Genomic DNA, 19,351 nt, shown 5'->3' with positions numbered 1-19,351 from the left:
GATGTCAGAGCAAAAAACACAAGTCGCTGAGCAAGCGCAAGAACTCAATAGTGAGTTACAAGCTCGTCGGGAAAAACTGGCAGCACTGCGGGAAAAAGGGATTGCTTTCCCTAATGATTTCCGTCGTGAGCACCTCTCAGACCAGCTACATGCCGAGTACGGCGAAAAAACAAATGAAGAATTAGAAGCGCTGGATATCGAAGTGACTGTTGCTGGCCGTATGATGACTCGCCGTATTATGGGTAAAGCATCATTTGTGACGCTGCAAGATGTCGGTGGCCGTATCCAGCTATACGTTTCCCGCGATGACCTGCCGGAAGGCGTTTATAACGAAGAATTTAAAAAGTGGGATCTCGGCGATATCTTGGGTGCACGCGGCAAGTTGTTCAAAACTAAAACTGGCGAGCTGTCTATCCACTGTAGTGAGTTGCGTTTACTGACCAAAGCATTGCGCCCGCTGCCGGATAAATTCCACGGCCTGGCTGATCAGGAAACCCGCTATCGTCAGCGTTATCTGGATCTAATCGCTAACGACGAATCCCGCAATACATTCAAAGTTCGTTCGCAAGTGATGTCAGGTATTCGCCGCTTCATGGTGGAAAAAGGCTTCATGGAAGTCGAAACGCCTATGATGCAAGTGATTCCCGGTGGTGCTTCAGCGCGTCCATTCGTGACTCATCACAATGCGCTGGATATCGATATGTACTTGCGTATCGCCCCAGAGTTGTATCTGAAGCGCCTGGTAGTCGGTGGTTTTGAACGAGTGTTCGAAATCAACCGTAACTTCCGTAATGAAGGTGTTTCACCGCGTCATAACCCAGAGTTCACCATGATGGAACTCTATATGGCTTATGCGGATTACAAAGACCTGATAGCGTTGACCGAAGAGTTATTCCGGACACTGACTGAAACCGTGCTGGGTAGCAGTGTGGTGCAGTATGGTGACCAGACCTTCGATTTTGGTAAGCCTTTTGCCAAATTGACCATGAAAGAAGCTATTTGCAAATATCGTCCAGAAACCAATGTGGCTGATTTGGACGATATGGATAAAGCAGTCGCTATCGCTGAGTCCTTGGGTATTAAAGTTGAGAAGAGCTGGGGCTTGGGCCGCGTTCAATGCGAAATTTTTGAAGAGACGGCAGAGAGCCACCTGATTCAACCTACCTTCATCACTGAATACCCAGCAGAAGTTTCACCGTTGGCACGTCGTAATGATGATAATCCGTTTATCACTGACCGCTTCGAATTCTTCATCGGTGGCCGTGAAATTGGTAATGGTTTCTCCGAGCTGAATGATGCTGAAGATCAGGCACAGCGCTTTGCTGATCAGGTTAGCGCCAAAGAAGCTGGTGATGATGAAGCGATGTTCTACGACGAAGACTATGTTACTGCACTGGAACATGGCTTGCCGCCGACCGCGGGTCTGGGTATCGGTATCGACCGTATGGTGATGTTGTTTACCAACAGCCACACCATCCGCGATGTTATCTTGTTCCCAGCGATGCGCCCGGTAAAATAAGTTACTCCGGTTAACGGTAAATCTATTAGGGCGCTTCGGCGTCCTTTTTATCAAACAAAACAGCGATAGTTATACTTGGTTTAATCTAATCGCTTAAAATACCGGCGCTTAGACTATATCTTCGCTTGCCCACGCCAAAGAACCGGTTATAATGCAAACCGCACACCGAAGCGGGTGTAGTTCAATGGTAGAACGAGAGCTTCCCAAGCTCTATACGAGGGTTCGATTCCCTTCACCCGCTCCACTGTCTCATTTAGCTACACTACGCAGCTAAATCAACAAGTTAGAAATCCATAGTCTCTCTAATTGTTGCCATTGAACTACACGAACACCTGTCGCGTTTTGGTGTGTGGTTAATTGGGTAGCATATCAATACACTGGCGGTCGTTCCAGAGTCTTACCGCGATAGCACAACAAGTTACTCATTTGCTTTTCGGTCACCATTTCCCCGCTGAAACCCGCGTTGAGCATAGCCTGAGTCGCCACCCGGGATATGGCGGTTTTATTCATTTTGACGCCGCGCCGGCACTGGTGCAGCGCCCGGCGGCAGCGGCCAGTGAAAACCATTCGCCTTAAGCCAGCCCTCCACTTCAGCCCTTAATAAATAACCGTCATGGCGAATATCTTTATTAGCATTGGTATAACTAATATCCCGACAACTTAATAGGTTGTAATCCACTGCATCCCATAATGATTTCTCATAATTAATTATTACCATTTCTATATCACCAGTTTGAATAGAATAAGGTATCACCCCGACAATTAATGCCGCAGTTTCTTTTATTGTAATATTGATTCTGGATAGAAATGGCGTTAACCATTTTGGCAATTTATCTTTAAGAATATTTTGATATTCTTCGTCACTGTCGCGCAGGTTAATCTGCAAAAGTTGTTCTATTTCAGTGCGGTTAAACCCGATGTAATCATAACAATTCATGCTGTTAATACCTCAGAAGGGAAGTTCGTGATCATCCTCCTCATCGGGCCGGTGATTAAATTCGCTGGGTTTATCATGAGATTACACCTGTTATCTCTGGTTGGCCCTGCTTTGAATGATACCGAATATAATGGTTCAAAGTGAAAGTAGTGGGGGGATGGTGTTGATTTCAGTTCGGTATACAGTGATATTCAATAGGATGTATCGCCACGGATTTTTGAGATAATCATAAAGTTACTTTTGAGATAATCTACAAATGATTATCTGTTAACATAATGGCTATAAAGTGTTTTTTAATCTATTTTTAAGATAATTATATTTACATATTTGAGATAATCTAACTTTATGCCTAAATTTAATCACTATGATTTAGCATTGTTAAACCCCAGTTTCGACTCGCCACTGGTTGATGCGTTGACTGAGCTTGAGTTGCTGAGACACCTGCGCCTTGAAACCGCCGTGCATCCTCTGCTATTTGCCCAGCTAAAAAGTATTTTTCATATGCTGGAAAGCTTGGGTTCAGCAAGAATCGAAGGTAACCATACAACGTTAGCTGATTACGTTGAAAGTAAAGTTGAAGGGGCTGAGGACTCCACGGATCAATTGAAAGAGATTGGCAACATCGAACATGCCATGAATTTTATTGATGAGCATCTACATGCTGGTGAAGATATCACGGAATATTTTGTCCGAGAACTGCACGCCATGACGGTAAATGGGATTGAACGGGAAGGGGATAAAACGCCGGGAGCCTATCGCAGTCACGGAGTGAGTATTGCTCAATCAACTCATTTGCCGCCTGAATTCATCCATGTTCCGGCTTATATGCACGAATTGGTCGAGTTTATGAACCGTGCAGACGCACCAAAATATGATCTGATGAAAGTGGCTCTCGCGCATCACCGTTTTGGCTGGATTCATCCATTTGGTAATGGCAATGGCAGAACGGTGCATCTGCTGACTTATTCTTTGCTGATAAAGTACGGTTTTAATGTGAAAACCAGTGGGCGGGTACTAAACCCAACAGCGGTTTTTTGTCATGATCGTGAACGCTATTATTCGATGCTGGCCGAAGCGGATACGGGGGCTGTTGAGGGGTTAGAGCACTGGTGCCTGTATGTTCTTACCGGTATATCGGCGGAGTTAAAGAAAGTCGATAAGCTCTCTAATCTTCACTTTTTGAACTCAAAAATTCTTTATCCAGCGCTCGAGTATTCTAAGGGGCGGGGAGTAATCAATGAGACGGAATCTACAATTCTTAAGCGAACCATTAGCCAGGGAACGGTAAAAGCCAATGATTTAAAAGGGGTTTTACCGGGATTGAAGTCGGCTCAAATTACCTATCAGATTGGTAAGTTAGTTGATCGTGGCCTTTTGCAACCGGTTGAAGTGGGATCGCGAATTTATACCGCCGGTTTTTCGAAATCAGATCTGATGCGTGGTGTCATTCATGCTTTGCGAAAAGAGGGGTTTATTCCAGATTTTTGAATCTGACGTAACTTAGCCAGTGTAGTGGCACACTAAATTTGGTCACCTGAAAAGATGTGAGAGAAAACTAATTATTAATCTGAGCATATAGTTAATAGTGCGGGATAATATTTCTAGAATATTCAAGGGATGATGCCAGTATCTGGATTTGAAACTCTGATTGTAATTAAATGTGTTTTTTCAGATATGTTTCAATCCGGCAGTAAGCTGTGTAAGCTACTAAGTCGTGATTACGGAGAACATAATGACATTAACTTCCCTGCAACTCTTCAAAAATCTGTCCGATGAAACTCGTCTGGGCATTGTGTTGCTGCTCAAGGAGATGGGGGAGCTGTGTGTGTGTGATCTCTGCACCGCGCTGGATGAGTCACAGCCCAAGATCTCGCGTCATCTGGCAATGCTACGGGAAAGTGGGCTTTTGCTGGATCGTAAGCAGGGGAAATGGGTTCACTACCGCTTATCCCCGCATATTCCTTCATGGGCGGCTCAGGTTATCGAGCAGGCCTGGTTAAGCCAACAGGACGACGTTCAGGCCATTGCCCGTAAACTGACATCAGCCAACTGTTCTGGTAGCGGTAAGGCTGTTTGCATCTAAAAAATTTGCCTTAACATATATGATTTTTCGAATGTAATATGTGAAAGTGAAGATCTTAACAGTAGGATGTCGGCTATGTATTGCAGTACAGATGTTCAGATATCGAGCTGCTGGTTTGGAATAGTACAGTTCCGGTTCTGATAGCACCGCCCACAGGCATCGGCAACCTCAGGCAACTCATAGGGTAATCTTTAAATTATACAGGGCGGCGCTGCTGCTTTGTCAGGAGGTTTTATGTTACTGGCCGGAGCAATTTTTATCCTGACCATTGTGTTGGTTATCTGGCAGCCGAAGGGGCTAGGGATTGGCTGGAGCGCCACGCTGGGTGCCATATTGGCACTGGTTTCTGGCGTCGTGCACATTGCCGATATTCCCGTGGTATGGAATATCGTTTGGAACGCCACAGCAACCTTTATTGCCGTCATTATCATTAGCCTGTTGTTGGATGAGTGCGGCTTTTTTGAGTGGGCGGCATTGCATGTTTCCCGTTGGGGCAATGGGCGAGGGCGCTTGCTGTTCACCTATATTGTTCTGCTGGGTGCTGCTGTGGCGGCTTTGTTTGCTAATGATGGTGCCGCGCTGATTCTTACCCCCATAGTTATCGCCATGCTGCTGGCGCTCGGGTTCAGTAAACGCGCCACACTAGCATTTGTGATGGCCGCTGGTTTTATTGCCGATACTGCCAGCTTGCCGCTGATTGTATCGAATCTGGTCAATATCGTTTCGGCTGACTTCTTTCACCTAGGGTTCACGGAATATGCCTCGGTGATGGTACCTGTGGATATTGCCGCCATTATTGCTACGTTGGTGATGCTACATCTGTTCTTTCGCAAAGATATTCCACCATCCTATGATCTGGCCCGACTCAAAGAACCCGCACTCGCTATCAAAGATCAGGCGACATTCAGAACCGGCTGGATCGTATTACTCCTGCTGCTGATTGGTTTTTTTGTGCTTGAGCCGATGGGTATTCCGGTGAGTGCTATTGCGGCAGTGGGAGCGATAATCCTGTTTGCAGTGGCTAAAAGAGGTCATGCCATTAACACTGGTAAAGTGTTGCGCGGTGCGCCGTGGCAGATCGTGATTTTCTCACTGGGAATGTATCTGGTTGTTTATGGCCTGCGCAACGCTGGGTTAACAGAATACCTTTCTGGCGTATTGAGTGTCCTGGCAGACAACGGTCTTTGGGCAGCCACGTTTGGCACGGGATTCTTGACCGCGTTCCTGTCATCGATCATGAACAATATGCCTACAGTACTGGTTGGTGCTCTGTCTATTGATGGCAGCACCGCGTCTGGCGTTATCAAAGAAGCGATGATTTATGCCAACGTCATTGGTTGCGATCTGGGGCCCAAAATTACGCCGATTGGTAGCCTGGCGACACTGCTCTGGCTGCATGTGCTGTCACAGAAAAACATGACGATCACCTGGGGATACTACTTTCGCACTGGGATTATCATGACTCTACCGGTGCTGTTTGTCACACTGACCGCGCTGGCGCTGCACCTCTCCCTCAATCTGTAATGAGAAACTGAATATGAACAATATTACTCTTTATCACAACCCGGCCTGCGGCACTTCGCGTAACACGCTGGAGATGATCCGTAACAGCGGTGCAGAACCGACCATTATTTACTATCTTGAAACACCGCCCTCACGCGATGTACTGATGAAACTTATTGCTGACATGGGGATCAGCGCACGGGCGCTGCTGCGTAAAAACGTTGAGCCTTATGAAACGCTAGGGCTTGCTAAAGATTGCTTTACTGACAATCAGTTGATTGACTTTATGCTGCAATATCCGATCCTGATTAACCGCCCGATCGTGGTGACGTCGCTGGGAACCCGGTTGTGCCGCCCGTCAGAAGTCGTGTTGGAGATTCTTTCTGATGACCAAAAAGGGGCTTTTACCAAGGAAGACGGTGAGAAAGTTATTGATGATGCGGGTAAACGACTGAAATAAAGTTCAAGGAAGCAGTTCCTGACTCATCTTTGTCGCTCCTGACATATGGATTATTGAGAAACGGGCCACTGTGAATATGGCCCGCAAACGATGATTACACCAGACGTTATATTTAACGCCTACAACCGCAGATGTATCACTATAACTATTGATATAAGCACCAAGACCTAAGCGGGCAATATTACCTACATTGCTTACCCTTTATGATGATACTGTTTAGATTCATAGACGAAATATTTTCTGTCCATATCCATTCCAAAATTTATGGAGTTAATTTCAATGAGTGCGCATTCAATACGTCAAGTTATCGCAGCATGTGACCAGGCAATATCTGAGCGGAATTTTGATGAGTTGATGAAGTATTATGCGCCGGATGCCGCACTGGTCATTAAGCCTGGGATGATTGTCAGAGGCAAGGATAATATCCGCAAAGCATTTATCGCTATCTCTGACCATTTTAAAAATCAACTCGTAGTTGAACAGGGGGAGATGCAGGTTATCGAAGGTGCTGGGGATGCCTTGGTTATTATGGAAACGGTGTTGCATTTTCCTGATGAGCAGGGCGGCGTGGTGACCACAACCCGGCGTGCGACGTATGTATTTCGTCATGAAAACGATGGTAGTTGGATCTGTACGATTGACAACTCTTATGGTACTTCGCTGCTGGATGGCTAGGAGTCGTTATCGAAAAACTATTGTTCTAAAAATATGAATTAGCTGTATTCTATTTTCATGCCAAATATCTTTCGGTATTCCTATGGTTGTAACTGACTTAGATGCATTGAATATCTTGAGTACTCCGATTTGGGTGGTATTACCTAAAAATCAGGAAATACTGTTTGCTAACAAGGAAGCCCGAAAAATTGCCGGTGACATTCAGTTATCGCGCATGCGTAATGGGCGCTTTTCAGCACATGCGCAGCAGCATTTGCATGCTTATCTCCCTGCTCTGGCTGTTGATGACCATGTTATTGAAATTTGGACTATTCAGACAGAAGAAAATGCTTTTCCATTGAGTTGCCGTCTCTCCTTAACTCAGCTAGAACCCTATGGCGTGGTTATTATTTTTGAAGGGCTTTATATTTCAGAAAGTGTGGTCACCCAGCCGGCCAGCTCTAAGTTAATGGCAAAAGCTTATTCCCGCAGTGAACAGAGTTTTTACGAGCAATTTTTTAGTACCAATACAGCTCCAATGCTACTGATTGATCCGTCGAAAGAGGGGCTAATTGTCGATGCTAATCAGGCGGCAACCCGTTTCTATGGCTATTCGCGGGATGAAATGTGCAGGAAACACACCTGGGAAATTAATAGTATGGGAAAGGATGTGTTGCCTGTCATGAATGAGGTCGCCAAATTACCGGGCGGGCATAAGCCACTTAACTTTATTCATAAATTAGCGGATGGAAATACCCGCCATGTCCAAACCTATGCCGGGCCAGTTGAGTTAGATGGCATAAGATTGATGCTTTGTATTATTCATGACATTACTGAGCAAAAACGGCTTGAACAGGCGCTAGAATATGCTGCTTTGAAAGATCCACTGACAGACTTAGGCAATCGGCGTCAGTTCTTTCCTTTGGTCGAACATGCACATGCTCAGAGCCAGCGTTACGGTCAAAACTTCAGTTTGATTTTATTGGATGTCGATCATTTTAAAAATATTAACGACCAACTTGGGCATCATAAGGGCGATGAGGTTCTGATTTTCCTGGCAAGAACACTGGAGTCTATCATCCGCGAGTGCGATATCGTGTTCCGCTGGGGCGGCGAGGAATTTACCATTCTTCTGCCCTCAACTAATCTGAAGGGGGCATTGCAATTGGCTGAATCTATTAGAGAAACTATTCAAATGATCTGCCAACCTAACTTGCCACAGCTTACTGTTAGCATTGGGGTCGCGCAACATCAGGTGGGTGAAGATACTGATAGTTTGTTTAAACGCATGGATGAGGCGCTCTATCGTGCCAAAGCGTCAGGGCGTAATAGAGTGCTGGCTGCATAGCAATTAGGCAAGTAAATAAAAGGCATCGGTTGATGCCTCAGACTGCTGACAAACCTCTTCTACCAATCTTGCAAGGTGAGGACAGGTAGAAGAGTAAAGCGTCCGCGCCAAGGAGGGCGCGGGTCGAGTCCCCAGGGAGGGGTTTACGGCGTCTTTACGATCTGCCTGTTTTCACCGTTACGGGCACTTTGTCATTAACCTCAGGCATCGGTTGATGCCTTATAGTGTGGCTTATTCCAGCGGCAAATGATCCAGCGGTTTTACTTCGCGCAGGACGAATGTTGTTTGCATCTCTTTAATCCCCGCAAGTCGGCGGATAACCGACATCGCGAAGGTGGAGAAACTGTCGAGGTCTTCGGCAACCACTTGTAGCAGGAAGTCGGCATCCCCTGCGACGGCATAGCAAGCAATCACCGGTTTTAGCGCTCCAACCTGCATTTCAAACAACTTCGCTTCTTCCTCACTGTGGCTATCAATTTTCACCCGAATAAAGGCCAAAATCCCCAAACCTATTTTCCGGCGATCAATATTGGCCTGATAGCCGGTAATAATGCCGTTTTCTTTAAGTTGCTTCACCCGCCGCCAACACGGAGAAGTCGCCATCCCTACTTTATCGGCCAACTCTTGGTTGGTCATCCGGCCAGAGTGCTGTAATTGTTTGAGAATTTTGATATCTGCCGGTGTTATTAATGATGATGGCATTTTCTACCTGATTATTATTTTGTTTGGGTATATTTTACCAATATTAGCTGAATGGAGCTAATAAAAGACAGCACTTACCCACGCGAGAGAGATATGATCTTGTGCACCTCATTATTGGCAAAAGGGCATGGCTGTGGCAGATCAAATACGTATCGCAATTATCGTTAATCCCGAGCTTCCAGTTGGCTTGATTGCCAATACCACCAGTGCGGTGGGGATTGGTCTGGCGGCTAAATTTCCGCAATTGGCAGGGACGGCATTGTCCGATTCGGCGGGGCAAGAAATTGATGTTAGCTCAAAATTACCGGTACCTATTTTGCAGGCGAATGCTGCGCAGATGAGAGAAGTATTGCTGAAAGCTTTAGCGGCCACTCATGAGCGGGCAATTGTGCCTTTCCCTGCATTTGCGCGCTCGATGCACAGTTTTCAAGCTTACGAAGCGGCATTTCCATTACGTTCGCTAGCTGATGAGCAATTGGACGGTTTGGGATTGGTTGGGCCGGAGAAGTGGGTGCGTTCATTGACTGGTGCATTAAAACTCTTGCGCTAATCGATTAGTGATTGATATGAGAAAATAAGCGGGCTCTGGAATAGAACCCGCCGGTATATTTCCTACCAATCCATGCACTAGCTGAGCTGATTTAACTGCAATTGACGGCTGGCAACACCATTGATGTATAACTCGCGATGCTCATGTTCTGGCAAATTAATGGTCAATTCATGCCAGGCGGGTTGATAGCTTCCCGTGCGTTCAAAAGTAATATCAATGCGGTGATTGTCGGTCGTCACTTGCCAGCTCAACCACAATGCTGCCCCTTGCTGCCAACGGTGGCTCTCGCCATCATCTTCAAACAGCATCCCGCTGGATTGGCCGCCTCCTTTGGTGGGATAAAGCGCCAGTTCGCGTTGGGTATCTTGCTCTGCATTCACGAAAGCAATACGTCGAGATAGTGGCAGTGCCGCACCGGCACGCACCAGCAGAGGCAGGCGCTCGAGTGGCGCATCTAACACAATAGTTTGCCCGCCGCTATACCATTGGCCGGTATGGAAACAATACCAACCCACATGATTATCCGGCAAATAGAGCTGGCGTTGGCGCTGGCCCGGTTCCACCACACTGGCGACCAGTAAATCACGACCCAACATAAAATCGTCATTTTCCTTAAATGTGCAGCTATCGTGCTCATGATCGAGGAAAGTTGGGCGTAACATCGGCTCATCATCATGAGTCGCTTGCCATTGCAACGTGTAAAAATAAGGTAATAACTGATAGCGCAATGCCATTGCGTCGCGAATCATTGGTGTGGCAGCGGGGTACATCCATGGCTCATTGACGGTGTTATCGTCATTCCATGAGTGAATGGTAAACCGTGGGTGCATTACGCCGTTTTGTACCCAGCGAATAAATAATTCCGCTTCCGGTTTATCGCCCGAAAAACCGCCCACATCGTGACCGAGGTTATAGAGCCCGGACAGACTCATACCCAGCCCCATGCGGATGTTATAGCGCAGGGTTTGCCAACTGGTGCGGTTATCGCCACTCCAGGTTTGGGCGTAGCGCTGCATTCCGGCACAGCCAGAGCGTGATATCAGATATGGGCGCATTTCTGGCGTAAATGCCTGTTGAGCCTCCATTGAGGCGCGCATCATCAGTAAAGGCATCACCGGTCTGATGTGTTTGATGGCAATAGCTTCACCAAATCCATTGCATTGCGCTTCGCCATCCCACACTTCGTATTCGTTATTGTCATTCCAGGTTGAACCAATTCCCAGTTCTAACAGTTGCTTAGTGACATTTTCCTGCCACCAATCCACGGTTTCCGGGTTAGTGAAATCAAGGTGAGAGCCTTCGTCATCCCAAAATGACGAGCGCTCGGGTAGCCCACTTTCACCATCGCGAATAAAGAGTCCGCGCTCGGCAACTTCTTGATATTTTGGGTGATCTTGCAATAAGCAAGGTTTGATATTCGCGGCTAACTTGATACCGGCTTGCAGAAATGCCTGGCTCATTACCTTTGGCTGCGGCACTTTTTCGTCATTCCAGTTAAACACATAACGCTTATTGTTGATGGAAGTATAGCCGGACGAAAGTTGGAATGAGTCACACGGAATATCATGCTGCTGACACAAAGTAATGAACTTCTGTAACTGCACCTGAGCATCGGGGGCATCGGTGTAGTGCATGGTGGAGCCGCTGTAGCCGAGGCTCCATTTAGGGCCAAATTGCGTTTTACCGGTCAGGCGTACAAAGGCTTTTGTCACATCAAGCACTTTCGGGCCGAGGAACATATAGTAATCAAGGTCGCCAGCTTCGGCCTGATAACGCCGATAGGCCAAATGGTAGTTATCAATCTCGTTACCTAAGTCCAACCAGCAACTGCTGAGATTGTCATAAAACAGACCAAAGCTAACATCATCACGACGGGTGATAGTGAAAGGAATGTGCTTGTAGAGTGGATCAGTACTGGCGGCGTTATAACCCATAGCATCCAGATTGCGCATTTCAAAGCGGCGACCCGCACGGTTAAGATCGCCAGCTTTCTCACCCAGCCCGTAATATTGCTCATTGGGATAGCGGCGCTGATAGTGAGCAATCGCTTCTCCTTGCGGGCTGAGAAGATAAGCACTGGTTGGCCTGTCTTCCGCCAGTGGCTGCCATTCACCGTGCTGATTTTTATATTCCCATTCCAAGTACAACGGTTGATGAATGGTGATGCGTAAACAGTCAGTGGTCACGACTAACTTCTCTTCATGGTGCTCCAACTGATAACCCGGAACAGAAAAGCCCGCCAAACTCAGACGATCACGCCCAGACCACGGCACGTCACCTTCTGGTGCTATGCTCCAGGTGCGATTCAGTGCCAGTTCGCCATTGCGTTTAATCAGCACCCGGCAGAGGCTTGGTTCTAACACATACAGACAAAATATATGACGGTCATCGACCAGCAGTTCCAGATGGTCGGGGGATTCATTGATTAACAGCCAGTTTTTTAATGTTTTCATTACAGCTTATCTCTTAAAGGAATACATCAGGCAGCCGGTTGATTTTTATTGCGGCGCTCCGCAAACAGGGAAACCAGGAACACGGCACCAATCAAATCGAAGAAGCCCATGGCGATAAATAGTGGGTTGAAGCCGATGGTGTCGGACACGGCACCAATCAATAAAGTAAACAGGAAACTGGCTATCCAGGCTGAAGATCCTCGTAGCCCGTTGACAGTAGCCACTTGATTTTTATCAAAAGATTCAACTACTAATGCACTGAGCATGCAGGAGATAACCTGATGACCAAAGCCGCCAATAGAGATCAATGCAATCGCCAGATACGGGTCTTTAGTGATGGCCACAAAGGCCAGTGAAACCATCATGAAGGCACCGGTGACTGAGCTGGCTACCACCGAGTTAATGCGGCTGCAACCGAACCATTTTTGGTAAAGTTTGGTTAAGTAGCCGCTGGCAACACTGCCGATATCTGCCGCGAGGAAAGGCAACCAGGCAAACATGGCGATTTGTTTTAAGTCCATACCACGCTCGGTCGCCAAATACAGCGGAACCCAGAAGCTAAACACAGCCCAGGCGGGTTCTGCCAGAAATGCGGGGATAGCAATGCCGTAAAATTTCTTGTTTTTGCTAAGGATAGCTAACGATTTAAGGAATGGCAGCCGTGGCAATACTGGCTCATTATCCTGATGAATCAGTTCAAACTCTTCTTTACTCAGATTGGGGTGGGTATCCGGTGAATGGTAAAAGCGCCACCATAACAGCACCCAAACCATGGCTAAGGCACCGGAGAAGAGAAATGCGCCTTGCCAGCCGAGCGCCACATGGGCCAGTACGATAATTGGTGGTGCTAACATCGCGCCAATGGAGAAGCCCACGCCAGCCCAGCCCGCCGCAATAGGGCGCTCCTTTTTTGGGAACCAGTCAGAAATCGCTTTGGCGTTGGCCGGTGTGGCCGCAGCTTCGGCACTGCCCATAAAAAAGCGCAATACGGCTAATTGGAACCAGGTGCCTGCCCCGGCGTGCATCATGCACACCACGGCCCAAACACTGGCGCAAATCAGGAACCCCATTTTTAAACCGATAACATCAATTAACCAACCACAGAGCGGCTGAAACACGGTGTAAGCCAACTGGAATGATGCCACTATCCATGAATATTGCTCAGTGGTCATATTCAGGCTGGTTTTTAACTCAGGGGCCAAAATGCCTAGCGAGTTACGGGTAATATAGTTAACAGTGACCCCAAGTAGAAATAGCGCCAGCATCCACCAGCGCAATGATTTTATTTTCCGTCGCCCGACAACTTTCGCGGATGGATTAATCTCAACACTCATCCCAGCCTCCTGGTGTTGGTCAGTAGCAAATTAACCTGACCAACTTATTGTTTTGGTAAGATCCATTTTTGGTTATTAAGATTACGCTGAGTTTTAATGTGATATTAATCACACTAAATCCAGCCAATAAAACACAACAATATGATATTGTTGATTTTTTTATATTTAATCAAAATTAACCGGACTGATAAGTTTTTAAAATTGGTTTACCAAAACTTGATTATTTTGGTGAAAACAAGGTAACTAGCTTAAATTAGCTTTAATACGCGTTTTTTTGAAAAATTTTTCATAAGCTGAGTGATATTTCAGCATTTATATTTTGTAACGCCCTGAATAAGCTATTTCCCGGCTATGAAAATTTTTTCATTTGCTAATTTGAGAGAGATCACAAAATGAATGGAAAGCTAAAAATACAAGAAATAGCTAATCATACTGGCCTTTCAATTAGCACAGTATCCAGAGTATTAGCCGGTAAAGGGAATACCAGCGCGAAGGCAAAACAGCGAGTTATGGCCTATGCGCAGTCACAGGGAATTTTGCAGAATTTATCCAGCGGGCGGTTAATGCTCAACAACATTATGGTATTTGCGCCACACCGGGCTTTTGATATGCGCACTGATATCTTTTACTACAAAGTCATTCAGGGAATAACTGAAGCCGTCAGTCAACATGAGGTGATGATTCGCTACTGCGGATTATCTGAAACGCACAGCGATATCGCCCTATTTCTGGAGAAAATAACTACTCCTCAGACGGAAGCAGCCATCATTATTGGCATCGATGACCCGCGTATTCATGCATTAGCAGCGGGAGTGCATAAACCGTCGGTATTGATTAATTGTCGCGACCAGGAAATGTCATTGGACAGCGTTTCTCCTGACCATCAATCGATTGGCGAATTTTCTGCCAACTATCTGATACAGCAAGGGCACCGGCGTATTCTGACATTACAATGTTTACGTCGTAACACCATGGAACTGCGGTTGGTGGGGATTAAAGAGGCCTTCGCCAACAATAATATGCATTTTGATGATAACCAACATCTGGTGACCACGCACGGTTTCGGCGCAGCGGAAGCCGAGCAGGCGATCGCCGCATTTATTGCGGGTTGTGAAGATAACAACCAACTGCCTACGGCTATTCTGGCTGGGGGCGATTATATGGCAGTGGGCGCCGTTAATGCGCTGAATAAATTAAATATAAACGTACCGGGAAGAGTTTCAGTCATGAGCATGGACGGTTTTAATTTAGCCGAAATTCATGATGTTCCGCTGACGGCAGTGCATGTTCCGCGTGATGAGTTAGGAGCGGAAGCTATCCAGTTATTGCAACGGCGTTTATTGCGACCCGACGCCCCTATCAGTAATACCCTCCTGCAAGGCAAATTAGTGCTTCGCTCTTCGGTAAAGCAAATTAATCAGAAAAGAATCTTGGCTGCGGAGAATAAGTGCTCAGATCAGTTATATGATTTGTAATGCTTATAGGATGAATATGTCGCTACAAATAGACACTGATAGCCCACAAGTAGACAGTTAGCGCTATAGTTTACTGTTAGGTTTACCCACTTGATGGGGTTGAAAAAATTGAAAATAGACATAAATAGGTTTTATCTAAGTCTGATGGGGATATACCTAATCAAGTAATGAATTTAAGGATATTACCGCATGGAATTCAAAGACTATTATGCCGTAATGGGTGTCGAGCCCACGGCTTCCCTAAAAGAGATTAAAACAGCCTATCGCAGGCTGGCGCGTAAGTACCACCCGGATGTCAGTTCAGAAGCTGATGCTGAAAGTAAATTTAAAGAAGTTGCTGAGGCTTACGAAGTATTAAAGGATACCGAGCGGCGAGCTGAATATGATCAATTAAGATTGCACCGTAATGACCCAGGGTTTGGCCAACATCAGTTTGATCAATACAATACTGGTGGTCAACAGTGGCACAGCAATGCTGGTGGTGGCGCTCATGACTTCTCGGACTTCTTCGAATCCTTCTTCGGTAACCGCGCTTCTTCAGCTCAACACTCATCTCGTCGGGCATCTCATGGGGTGCGTGGACAGGATCTTGAGATGGAATTACCCATCTTTTTAGAAGAAACATTAACTGAACAAACACGTTCTATCTCTTACAAGATCCCGACCATTGATGCATCGGGCTTCCCTGGTGCTGAAACCTCTAAGACATTGAAAGTAAAAATCCCTGCCGGAGTGGGTGATGGTGAACGTATCCGCCTTAAAGGGCAGGGGGCACCGGGCATTGCAGGCGGAGCCAATGGTGACTTATTCCTGATAATTCGCATTGCACCGCATCCGTTGTTTGATATTGATGGCCAGAATTTACAAATAGTGGTGCCGTTAGCCCCGTGGGAAGCGGCATTGGGGGCCAGTGTCGAGGTGCCGACATTGACGGGGAAAATTGCCTTAACCATCCCGGCGGGTAGCCAAAGTGGGCAGCGTTTGCGCATTAAAGGCAAAGGTCTGGTCAGCAAAAAAGGAACGGGCGATCTGTACGCCATCCTCAAAGTGGTCATGCCACCGAAACCAGACGAGAAAACGCGGGCGCTTTGGCAACAATTGTCAGAGCAGGCAGCATTTAATCCTCGGACTGGATGGGAGTAACAGATTATGGCTGAAATAGAGATAACCTACACTGTGACTGAGTTATGCCAGTCAACGGGGATCATGCAAGATGAATTGGTCGAGGTTGTAGGGTTAGGTGTAATTATGCCATTAGAACCCGAGGCCACGGTTTGGGTGTTTGATGCGGATGCATTGAACAACCTTAAACGCGCCCGGCGCTTGCAACATGAGTTGGATTTGGACTGGTCTGGTGTGGCTATGACCTTGATGCTGCTTGAACGTATTGAGCAGCTAAAGAAAGAAAACGACCAATTGCGCAGACAACTTGATCGTTTTGTTCAAACATCTTAATAAGACAAACACGGGTTGCTGGCCCAACTCGTGTTGCCTCTATTTAATAGACAGCACACAGCGGCTATCACTTAAAGGCTGCTCACGCCGCCATCGACCCGAAACTCGGTACCGACGACAAAACTGGATTCATCTGAAGCCAGAAATACCGCCGCGTGAGCAATTTCAGCCGCAGTACCCATTCTTTTAATTGGCACCAATTGGCGAATTTGTTCAGTCAGTTTTTCTTCTTCACTACCCGATAACCCCAGTTTTTGTAATGCAGGAGTCTGTGTCGGCCCGGGGCTTAATCCATTAACCCGAATTCCTCTTTCAGCCCATTCTCCAGACAGAGTTCGAGCAAGCGACAGCAATCCTGCTTTGCTGGCAGCATAAACACTGCTTTGTGGTAAACCTATATGAACACTTGCTGAACCGCAGAGAATGACAGAGGCTGGGTTCGCCAGCAGGGGAAGCAATGATTGCAACAGGAAGAATGGGCCCTTCAGGTTGGTTGAGAGCACCCGTTCAAAGCTAGATTCATCCCATTCTTCTATTGGATGATGAGTAACATCACCAGCATTGATGTAAACGATATCCAGACGTGGCCAGTTTTCAGCTAGTTTAGCGGCCAGTTGCAATTGGTCAGCGATATTGCTGGCATCGCTTGTTAGCAATAAAACACGCTCTCCGAGTTCAGCATGTGCTGCCTGCAATGCTGTTTCACTTCGGCCGGTGATGGCGACAGTCGCCCCCTCAGCCAGGAACTGGCGCGCAGTTTCCAACCCAATACCACTAGTCCCCCCGGTAATCAGTGCATATTTATCTTTTAAACGATTCATGGTGAGCCTTCCATTTGGTAGCAGTGGAAGACCATTTTTAATGCAAAAGTATCTGAAGTATAGTAGGTACCAATTTGATACTAATGATGCAATAGGAATGTAATGACCGCTTATCAGCCCCTGACACCTAAAAATAAATCGCTACCTGATAGTGCCATCGAGCAAGAAAAGTGCCCAATGGTGCAATTTGTTGAACTTATTGCTGGGAAGTGGGCAATACCTATTCTCTATCGTTTGATAGTGACTGTCGCGCCTATTCGATTTGGTGAGCTTCAACGGGCGATTGCCCCTATTACCCAAAAAGAGCTAACTCGCCAGCTACGTGCTTTCGAGCAACGTGGGCTGGTTTATCGCAAGATCTATGCCGAAGTACCACCACGGGTTGAATATGAGATTACTTCATTGGGGAGAACACTAAAGCCAACACTGGACTCCCTGGCGCAGTGGATGAGGGACCATCATCGGGAGCTTAATAGCGGTTTATAGCGCAGGTTATTAGAAAATCGAGAAAAGGCTGATTTTTCGCAATCTAGATTTTGGCTGTCGCGTAAAGCAAGTTGGATGTACTACATTTAATATGCTGCTCATTAATTATGCAGTATTGAAAATGGCAACAATAGTTTCAAGGAGAGAGTATGAGTAAGATAACGGGTTGTTGTTCAAAAGATAGTCATCCAAATAGCCGAAGGACAGTGCTAAAAGCCGCTTTGGGCATCACCGCGGCAAGTGTTATTGGTGGGATTGGGCTAGGGCTACCTCAAGTATCATATGCTGCCTCCCTAACACGAGAAGAGCGGGATAAATTAACGCCCGAGCAGGTAGTGGAAGGTTTGAAGCAAGGTAATATAAGATTCGTTTCCGGAAAAATGCAGCAACACGATTATCTCGCACAAAAGCGCAGCAGTGCAGATGGGCAATTCCCAGCAGCTGTTATCTTGAGTTGTATTGACTCCCGAGCGCCTGCGGAAATTATTTTCGACACGGGGATTGGTGAAACATTCAATGCCAGAATTGCCGGCAACATTTCTAATGACGATTTGTTAGGTAGCCTGGAGTTTGCTTGTGCTGCCGCGGGTGCAAAAGTCATTTTGGTTATGGGGCACACTGCCTGCGGGGCCATCAAAGGGGCTATCGATAATGTTGAACTTGGTAATCTGACTGGTCTTCTCAATAAAATTAAACCTGCAATCGATTCGACACAATTTGATGGTGAGAAAAGCGGGAAGAACGAAAAGTATGTTGATGCTGTAGCGAAAAACAATGTGCAGCACACTATTGATGAGATACGTAAAAATAGTGAAATAATTAATAAATTAGAGAAAGAAGGGAAAATAAAAATAGTTGGTAGCATGTATAATCTAAACGGCGGAAAAGTCGATTTCTTCATGTAATAACTCGCATTTTCTATTCCCCTTGAGATATATCAAGGGGAATATGGAAATAAATCACAGTGTTAGCAGTAATTTATCAATCCTATAATGCTTTTTATTGATGTAACCCTCTTGGTCACAATTAAATTTTGTGGTTATATGATGAAAGTAAAACGTGCACGATAAGGCAGTAATCTCTATAGAGTAATGAGAATGCATTGACTCACCGCTTCGTTATATAAACGGGATGATTAATAAATAAATTTTATAGATAGATGTAAAGAGAGCCAGTAATGTTATTGTTATGTATTAATAGTAAATAACTTGATTTGATATTATTAAATAATATTTATTCCTTGAGTTTTTTAATTATTATTGTATGTTAACTCAGTGATTGCCTGCGGTTTTCGAAATGAATAAAACAAAGAATAGACACTCCAAATGGAAATGTCTACTTCATTGTTCTGAGCTATTTAATTATAATCAGTAATGTATTAACTAGTTTCATTATATTATGATATTGCTACTGATTTTATACCCACGCTAGGGGTGCGGTTTTGCATTAAAAATACATTTACTATATTAAATATAATTAAAAAATATAATTTAATTGGTTTTATTCATTAAGTAAACGCAATACTAATCACTAGTTCTCTTATCACATCTATAGTGTGATTTATTTTTATT

Annotated in this window: 17 protein-coding genes, 1 tRNA gene and 2 pseudogenes; 14 read left to right on the top strand and 6 right to left on the bottom strand. The window is 45.8% G+C overall.

Translation table 11 applies throughout. The features are described 5' to 3' along the window. Position 1 precedes the first annotated feature (1 nt). Both lysS and FGL26_RS11570 read left to right on the top strand, forming a co-directional pair. Positions 2–1,519 (top strand): lysine--tRNA ligase, encoded by a 1,518-nt coding sequence (lysS, locus tag FGL26_RS11575; protein ID WP_032909124.1) that lies wholly within the window; start codon positions 2–4, stop codon positions 1,517–1,519. Between the two features lie 170 nt (positions 1,520–1,689). Then, positions 1,690–1,763, top strand: a tRNA-Gly gene (locus FGL26_RS11570). A gap of 125 nt (positions 1,764–1,888) precedes the next feature. On the opposite strand, the pseudogene FGL26_RS21475 reads toward FGL26_RS11570, so the two are convergent. Together FGL26_RS21475 and FGL26_RS21470 are read right to left on the bottom strand one after the other, a co-directional pair. Then, positions 1,889–2,108: pseudogene (locus FGL26_RS21475) on the bottom strand (hypothetical protein). Between the two features lie 114 nt (positions 2,109–2,222). After that, a pseudogene (locus FGL26_RS21470) lies at positions 2,223–2,456 on the bottom strand (hypothetical protein); the annotation flags it as partial. A 345-nt stretch (positions 2,457–2,801) separates the two neighbouring features. On the opposite strand from FGL26_RS21470, the gene FGL26_RS11555 reads away from it, so the two are divergent. From FGL26_RS11555 to FGL26_RS11530, 6 genes are all read left to right on the top strand, one after another. Beyond that, the gene (locus FGL26_RS11555) at positions 2,802–3,944 is read left to right on the top strand and encodes a Fic family protein (protein ID WP_005173446.1); all 1,143 of its coding nucleotides are present in this window, start codon (positions 2,802–2,804) and stop codon (positions 3,942–3,944) included. A 244-nt stretch (positions 3,945–4,188) separates the two neighbouring features. Continuing rightward, complete coding sequence (gene arsR / locus FGL26_RS11550) at positions 4,189–4,539, top strand: As(III)-sensing metalloregulatory transcriptional repressor ArsR (RefSeq protein WP_005173445.1); 351 nt, start codon at positions 4,189–4,191, stop codon at positions 4,537–4,539. 234 nt (positions 4,540–4,773) lie between these two features. Further along, entirely contained in the window at positions 4,774–6,063 is a 1,290-nt protein-coding gene (locus FGL26_RS11545; RefSeq protein WP_005173444.1) for an arsenic transporter, read from the top strand. A 13-nt stretch (positions 6,064–6,076) separates the two neighbouring features. Beyond that, positions 6,077–6,502: a glutaredoxin-dependent arsenate reductase gene (arsC, locus tag FGL26_RS11540; protein WP_005173443.1), complete on the top strand. Its 426-nt coding sequence runs from the start codon at positions 6,077–6,079 to the stop codon at positions 6,500–6,502. A gap of 279 nt (positions 6,503–6,781) precedes the next feature. Then, the gene (locus FGL26_RS11535) at positions 6,782–7,177 is read left to right on the top strand and encodes a YybH family protein (protein ID WP_005173442.1); all 396 of its coding nucleotides are present in this window, start codon (positions 6,782–6,784) and stop codon (positions 7,175–7,177) included. Between the two features lie 82 nt (positions 7,178–7,259). After that, positions 7,260–8,504: a sensor domain-containing diguanylate cyclase gene (locus tag FGL26_RS11530; protein ID WP_005173439.1), complete on the top strand. Its 1,245-nt coding sequence runs from the start codon at positions 7,260–7,262 to the stop codon at positions 8,502–8,504. 231 nt (positions 8,505–8,735) lie between these two features. Here FGL26_RS11530 and FGL26_RS11525 read toward each other — a convergent pair whose 3' ends face one another. Then, positions 8,736–9,206 (bottom strand): Lrp/AsnC family transcriptional regulator, encoded by a 471-nt coding sequence (locus FGL26_RS11525; RefSeq protein ID WP_005173436.1) that lies wholly within the window; start codon positions 9,204–9,206, stop codon positions 8,736–8,738. A 127-nt stretch (positions 9,207–9,333) separates the two neighbouring features. Here FGL26_RS11525 and FGL26_RS11520 point away from each other — a divergent pair, with 127 nt between their 5' ends. After that, positions 9,334–9,756 (top strand): DUF2000 family protein, encoded by a 423-nt coding sequence (locus FGL26_RS11520; protein WP_005173433.1) that lies wholly within the window; start codon positions 9,334–9,336, stop codon positions 9,754–9,756. Between the two features lie 77 nt (positions 9,757–9,833). On the opposite strand, the gene FGL26_RS11515 is transcribed toward FGL26_RS11520, so the two are convergent. Beyond that, on the bottom strand, positions 9,834–12,209 hold the full coding sequence (locus FGL26_RS11515; protein WP_005173432.1) for a glycoside hydrolase family 31 protein: 2,376 nt from the start codon (positions 12,207–12,209) through the stop codon (positions 9,834–9,836). Positions 12,210–12,235: 26 nt separating this feature from the next. Then, the gene (locus tag FGL26_RS11510) at positions 12,236–13,543 is read right to left on the bottom strand and encodes an MFS transporter (protein WP_005173431.1); all 1,308 of its coding nucleotides are present in this window, start codon (positions 13,541–13,543) and stop codon (positions 12,236–12,238) included. Between the two features lie 392 nt (positions 13,544–13,935). Here FGL26_RS11510 and FGL26_RS11505 point away from each other — a divergent pair, with 392 nt between their 5' ends. The 3 genes from FGL26_RS11505 (at position 13,936) to cbpM (ending at position 16,473) form a co-directional block, all read left to right on the top strand. Continuing rightward, on the top strand, positions 13,936–15,018 hold the full coding sequence (locus FGL26_RS11505; protein WP_005173429.1) for a LacI family DNA-binding transcriptional regulator: 1,083 nt from the start codon (positions 13,936–13,938) through the stop codon (positions 15,016–15,018). A 189-nt stretch (positions 15,019–15,207) separates the two neighbouring features. Continuing rightward, positions 15,208–16,161: a curved DNA-binding protein gene (gene cbpA / locus FGL26_RS11500; protein ID WP_005173427.1), complete on the top strand. Its 954-nt coding sequence runs from the start codon at positions 15,208–15,210 to the stop codon at positions 16,159–16,161. Positions 16,162–16,167: 6 nt separating this feature from the next. Continuing rightward, positions 16,168–16,473, top strand: coding sequence for a chaperone modulator CbpM (gene cbpM, locus FGL26_RS11495; RefSeq protein WP_005173425.1), 306 nt, complete (start codon positions 16,168–16,170; stop codon positions 16,471–16,473). A gap of 71 nt (positions 16,474–16,544) precedes the next feature. Here the strand turns inward: cbpM and FGL26_RS11490 are convergent, their stop codons facing one another. Next, a complete protein-coding gene (locus FGL26_RS11490) occupies positions 16,545–17,294 on the bottom strand; it encodes an SDR family oxidoreductase (protein WP_005173423.1) in 750 nt (249 codons plus the stop codon). A gap of 102 nt (positions 17,295–17,396) precedes the next feature. Between FGL26_RS11490 and FGL26_RS11485 the strand changes: the two genes are divergently transcribed. Then, positions 17,397–17,780, top strand: coding sequence for a winged helix-turn-helix transcriptional regulator (locus tag FGL26_RS11485; RefSeq protein ID WP_005173422.1), 384 nt, complete (start codon positions 17,397–17,399; stop codon positions 17,778–17,780). A 149-nt stretch (positions 17,781–17,929) separates the two neighbouring features. Beyond that, positions 17,930–18,685 carry a carbonic anhydrase gene (locus FGL26_RS11480; RefSeq protein WP_005173421.1) on the top strand — a complete coding sequence of 252 codons (756 nt, stop codon included), beginning with the start codon at positions 17,930–17,932 and terminating at the stop codon, positions 18,683–18,685. Positions 18,686–19,351 lie beyond the last annotated feature (666 nt).

The sequence above is a fragment of the Yersinia enterocolitica subsp. enterocolitica genome (genome assembly GCF_901472495.1).
Classification (GTDB): Bacteria; Pseudomonadota; Gammaproteobacteria; order Enterobacterales; family Enterobacteriaceae; genus Yersinia; species Yersinia enterocolitica.
This window is presented reverse-complemented; position numbering and strand designations above follow the sequence as displayed.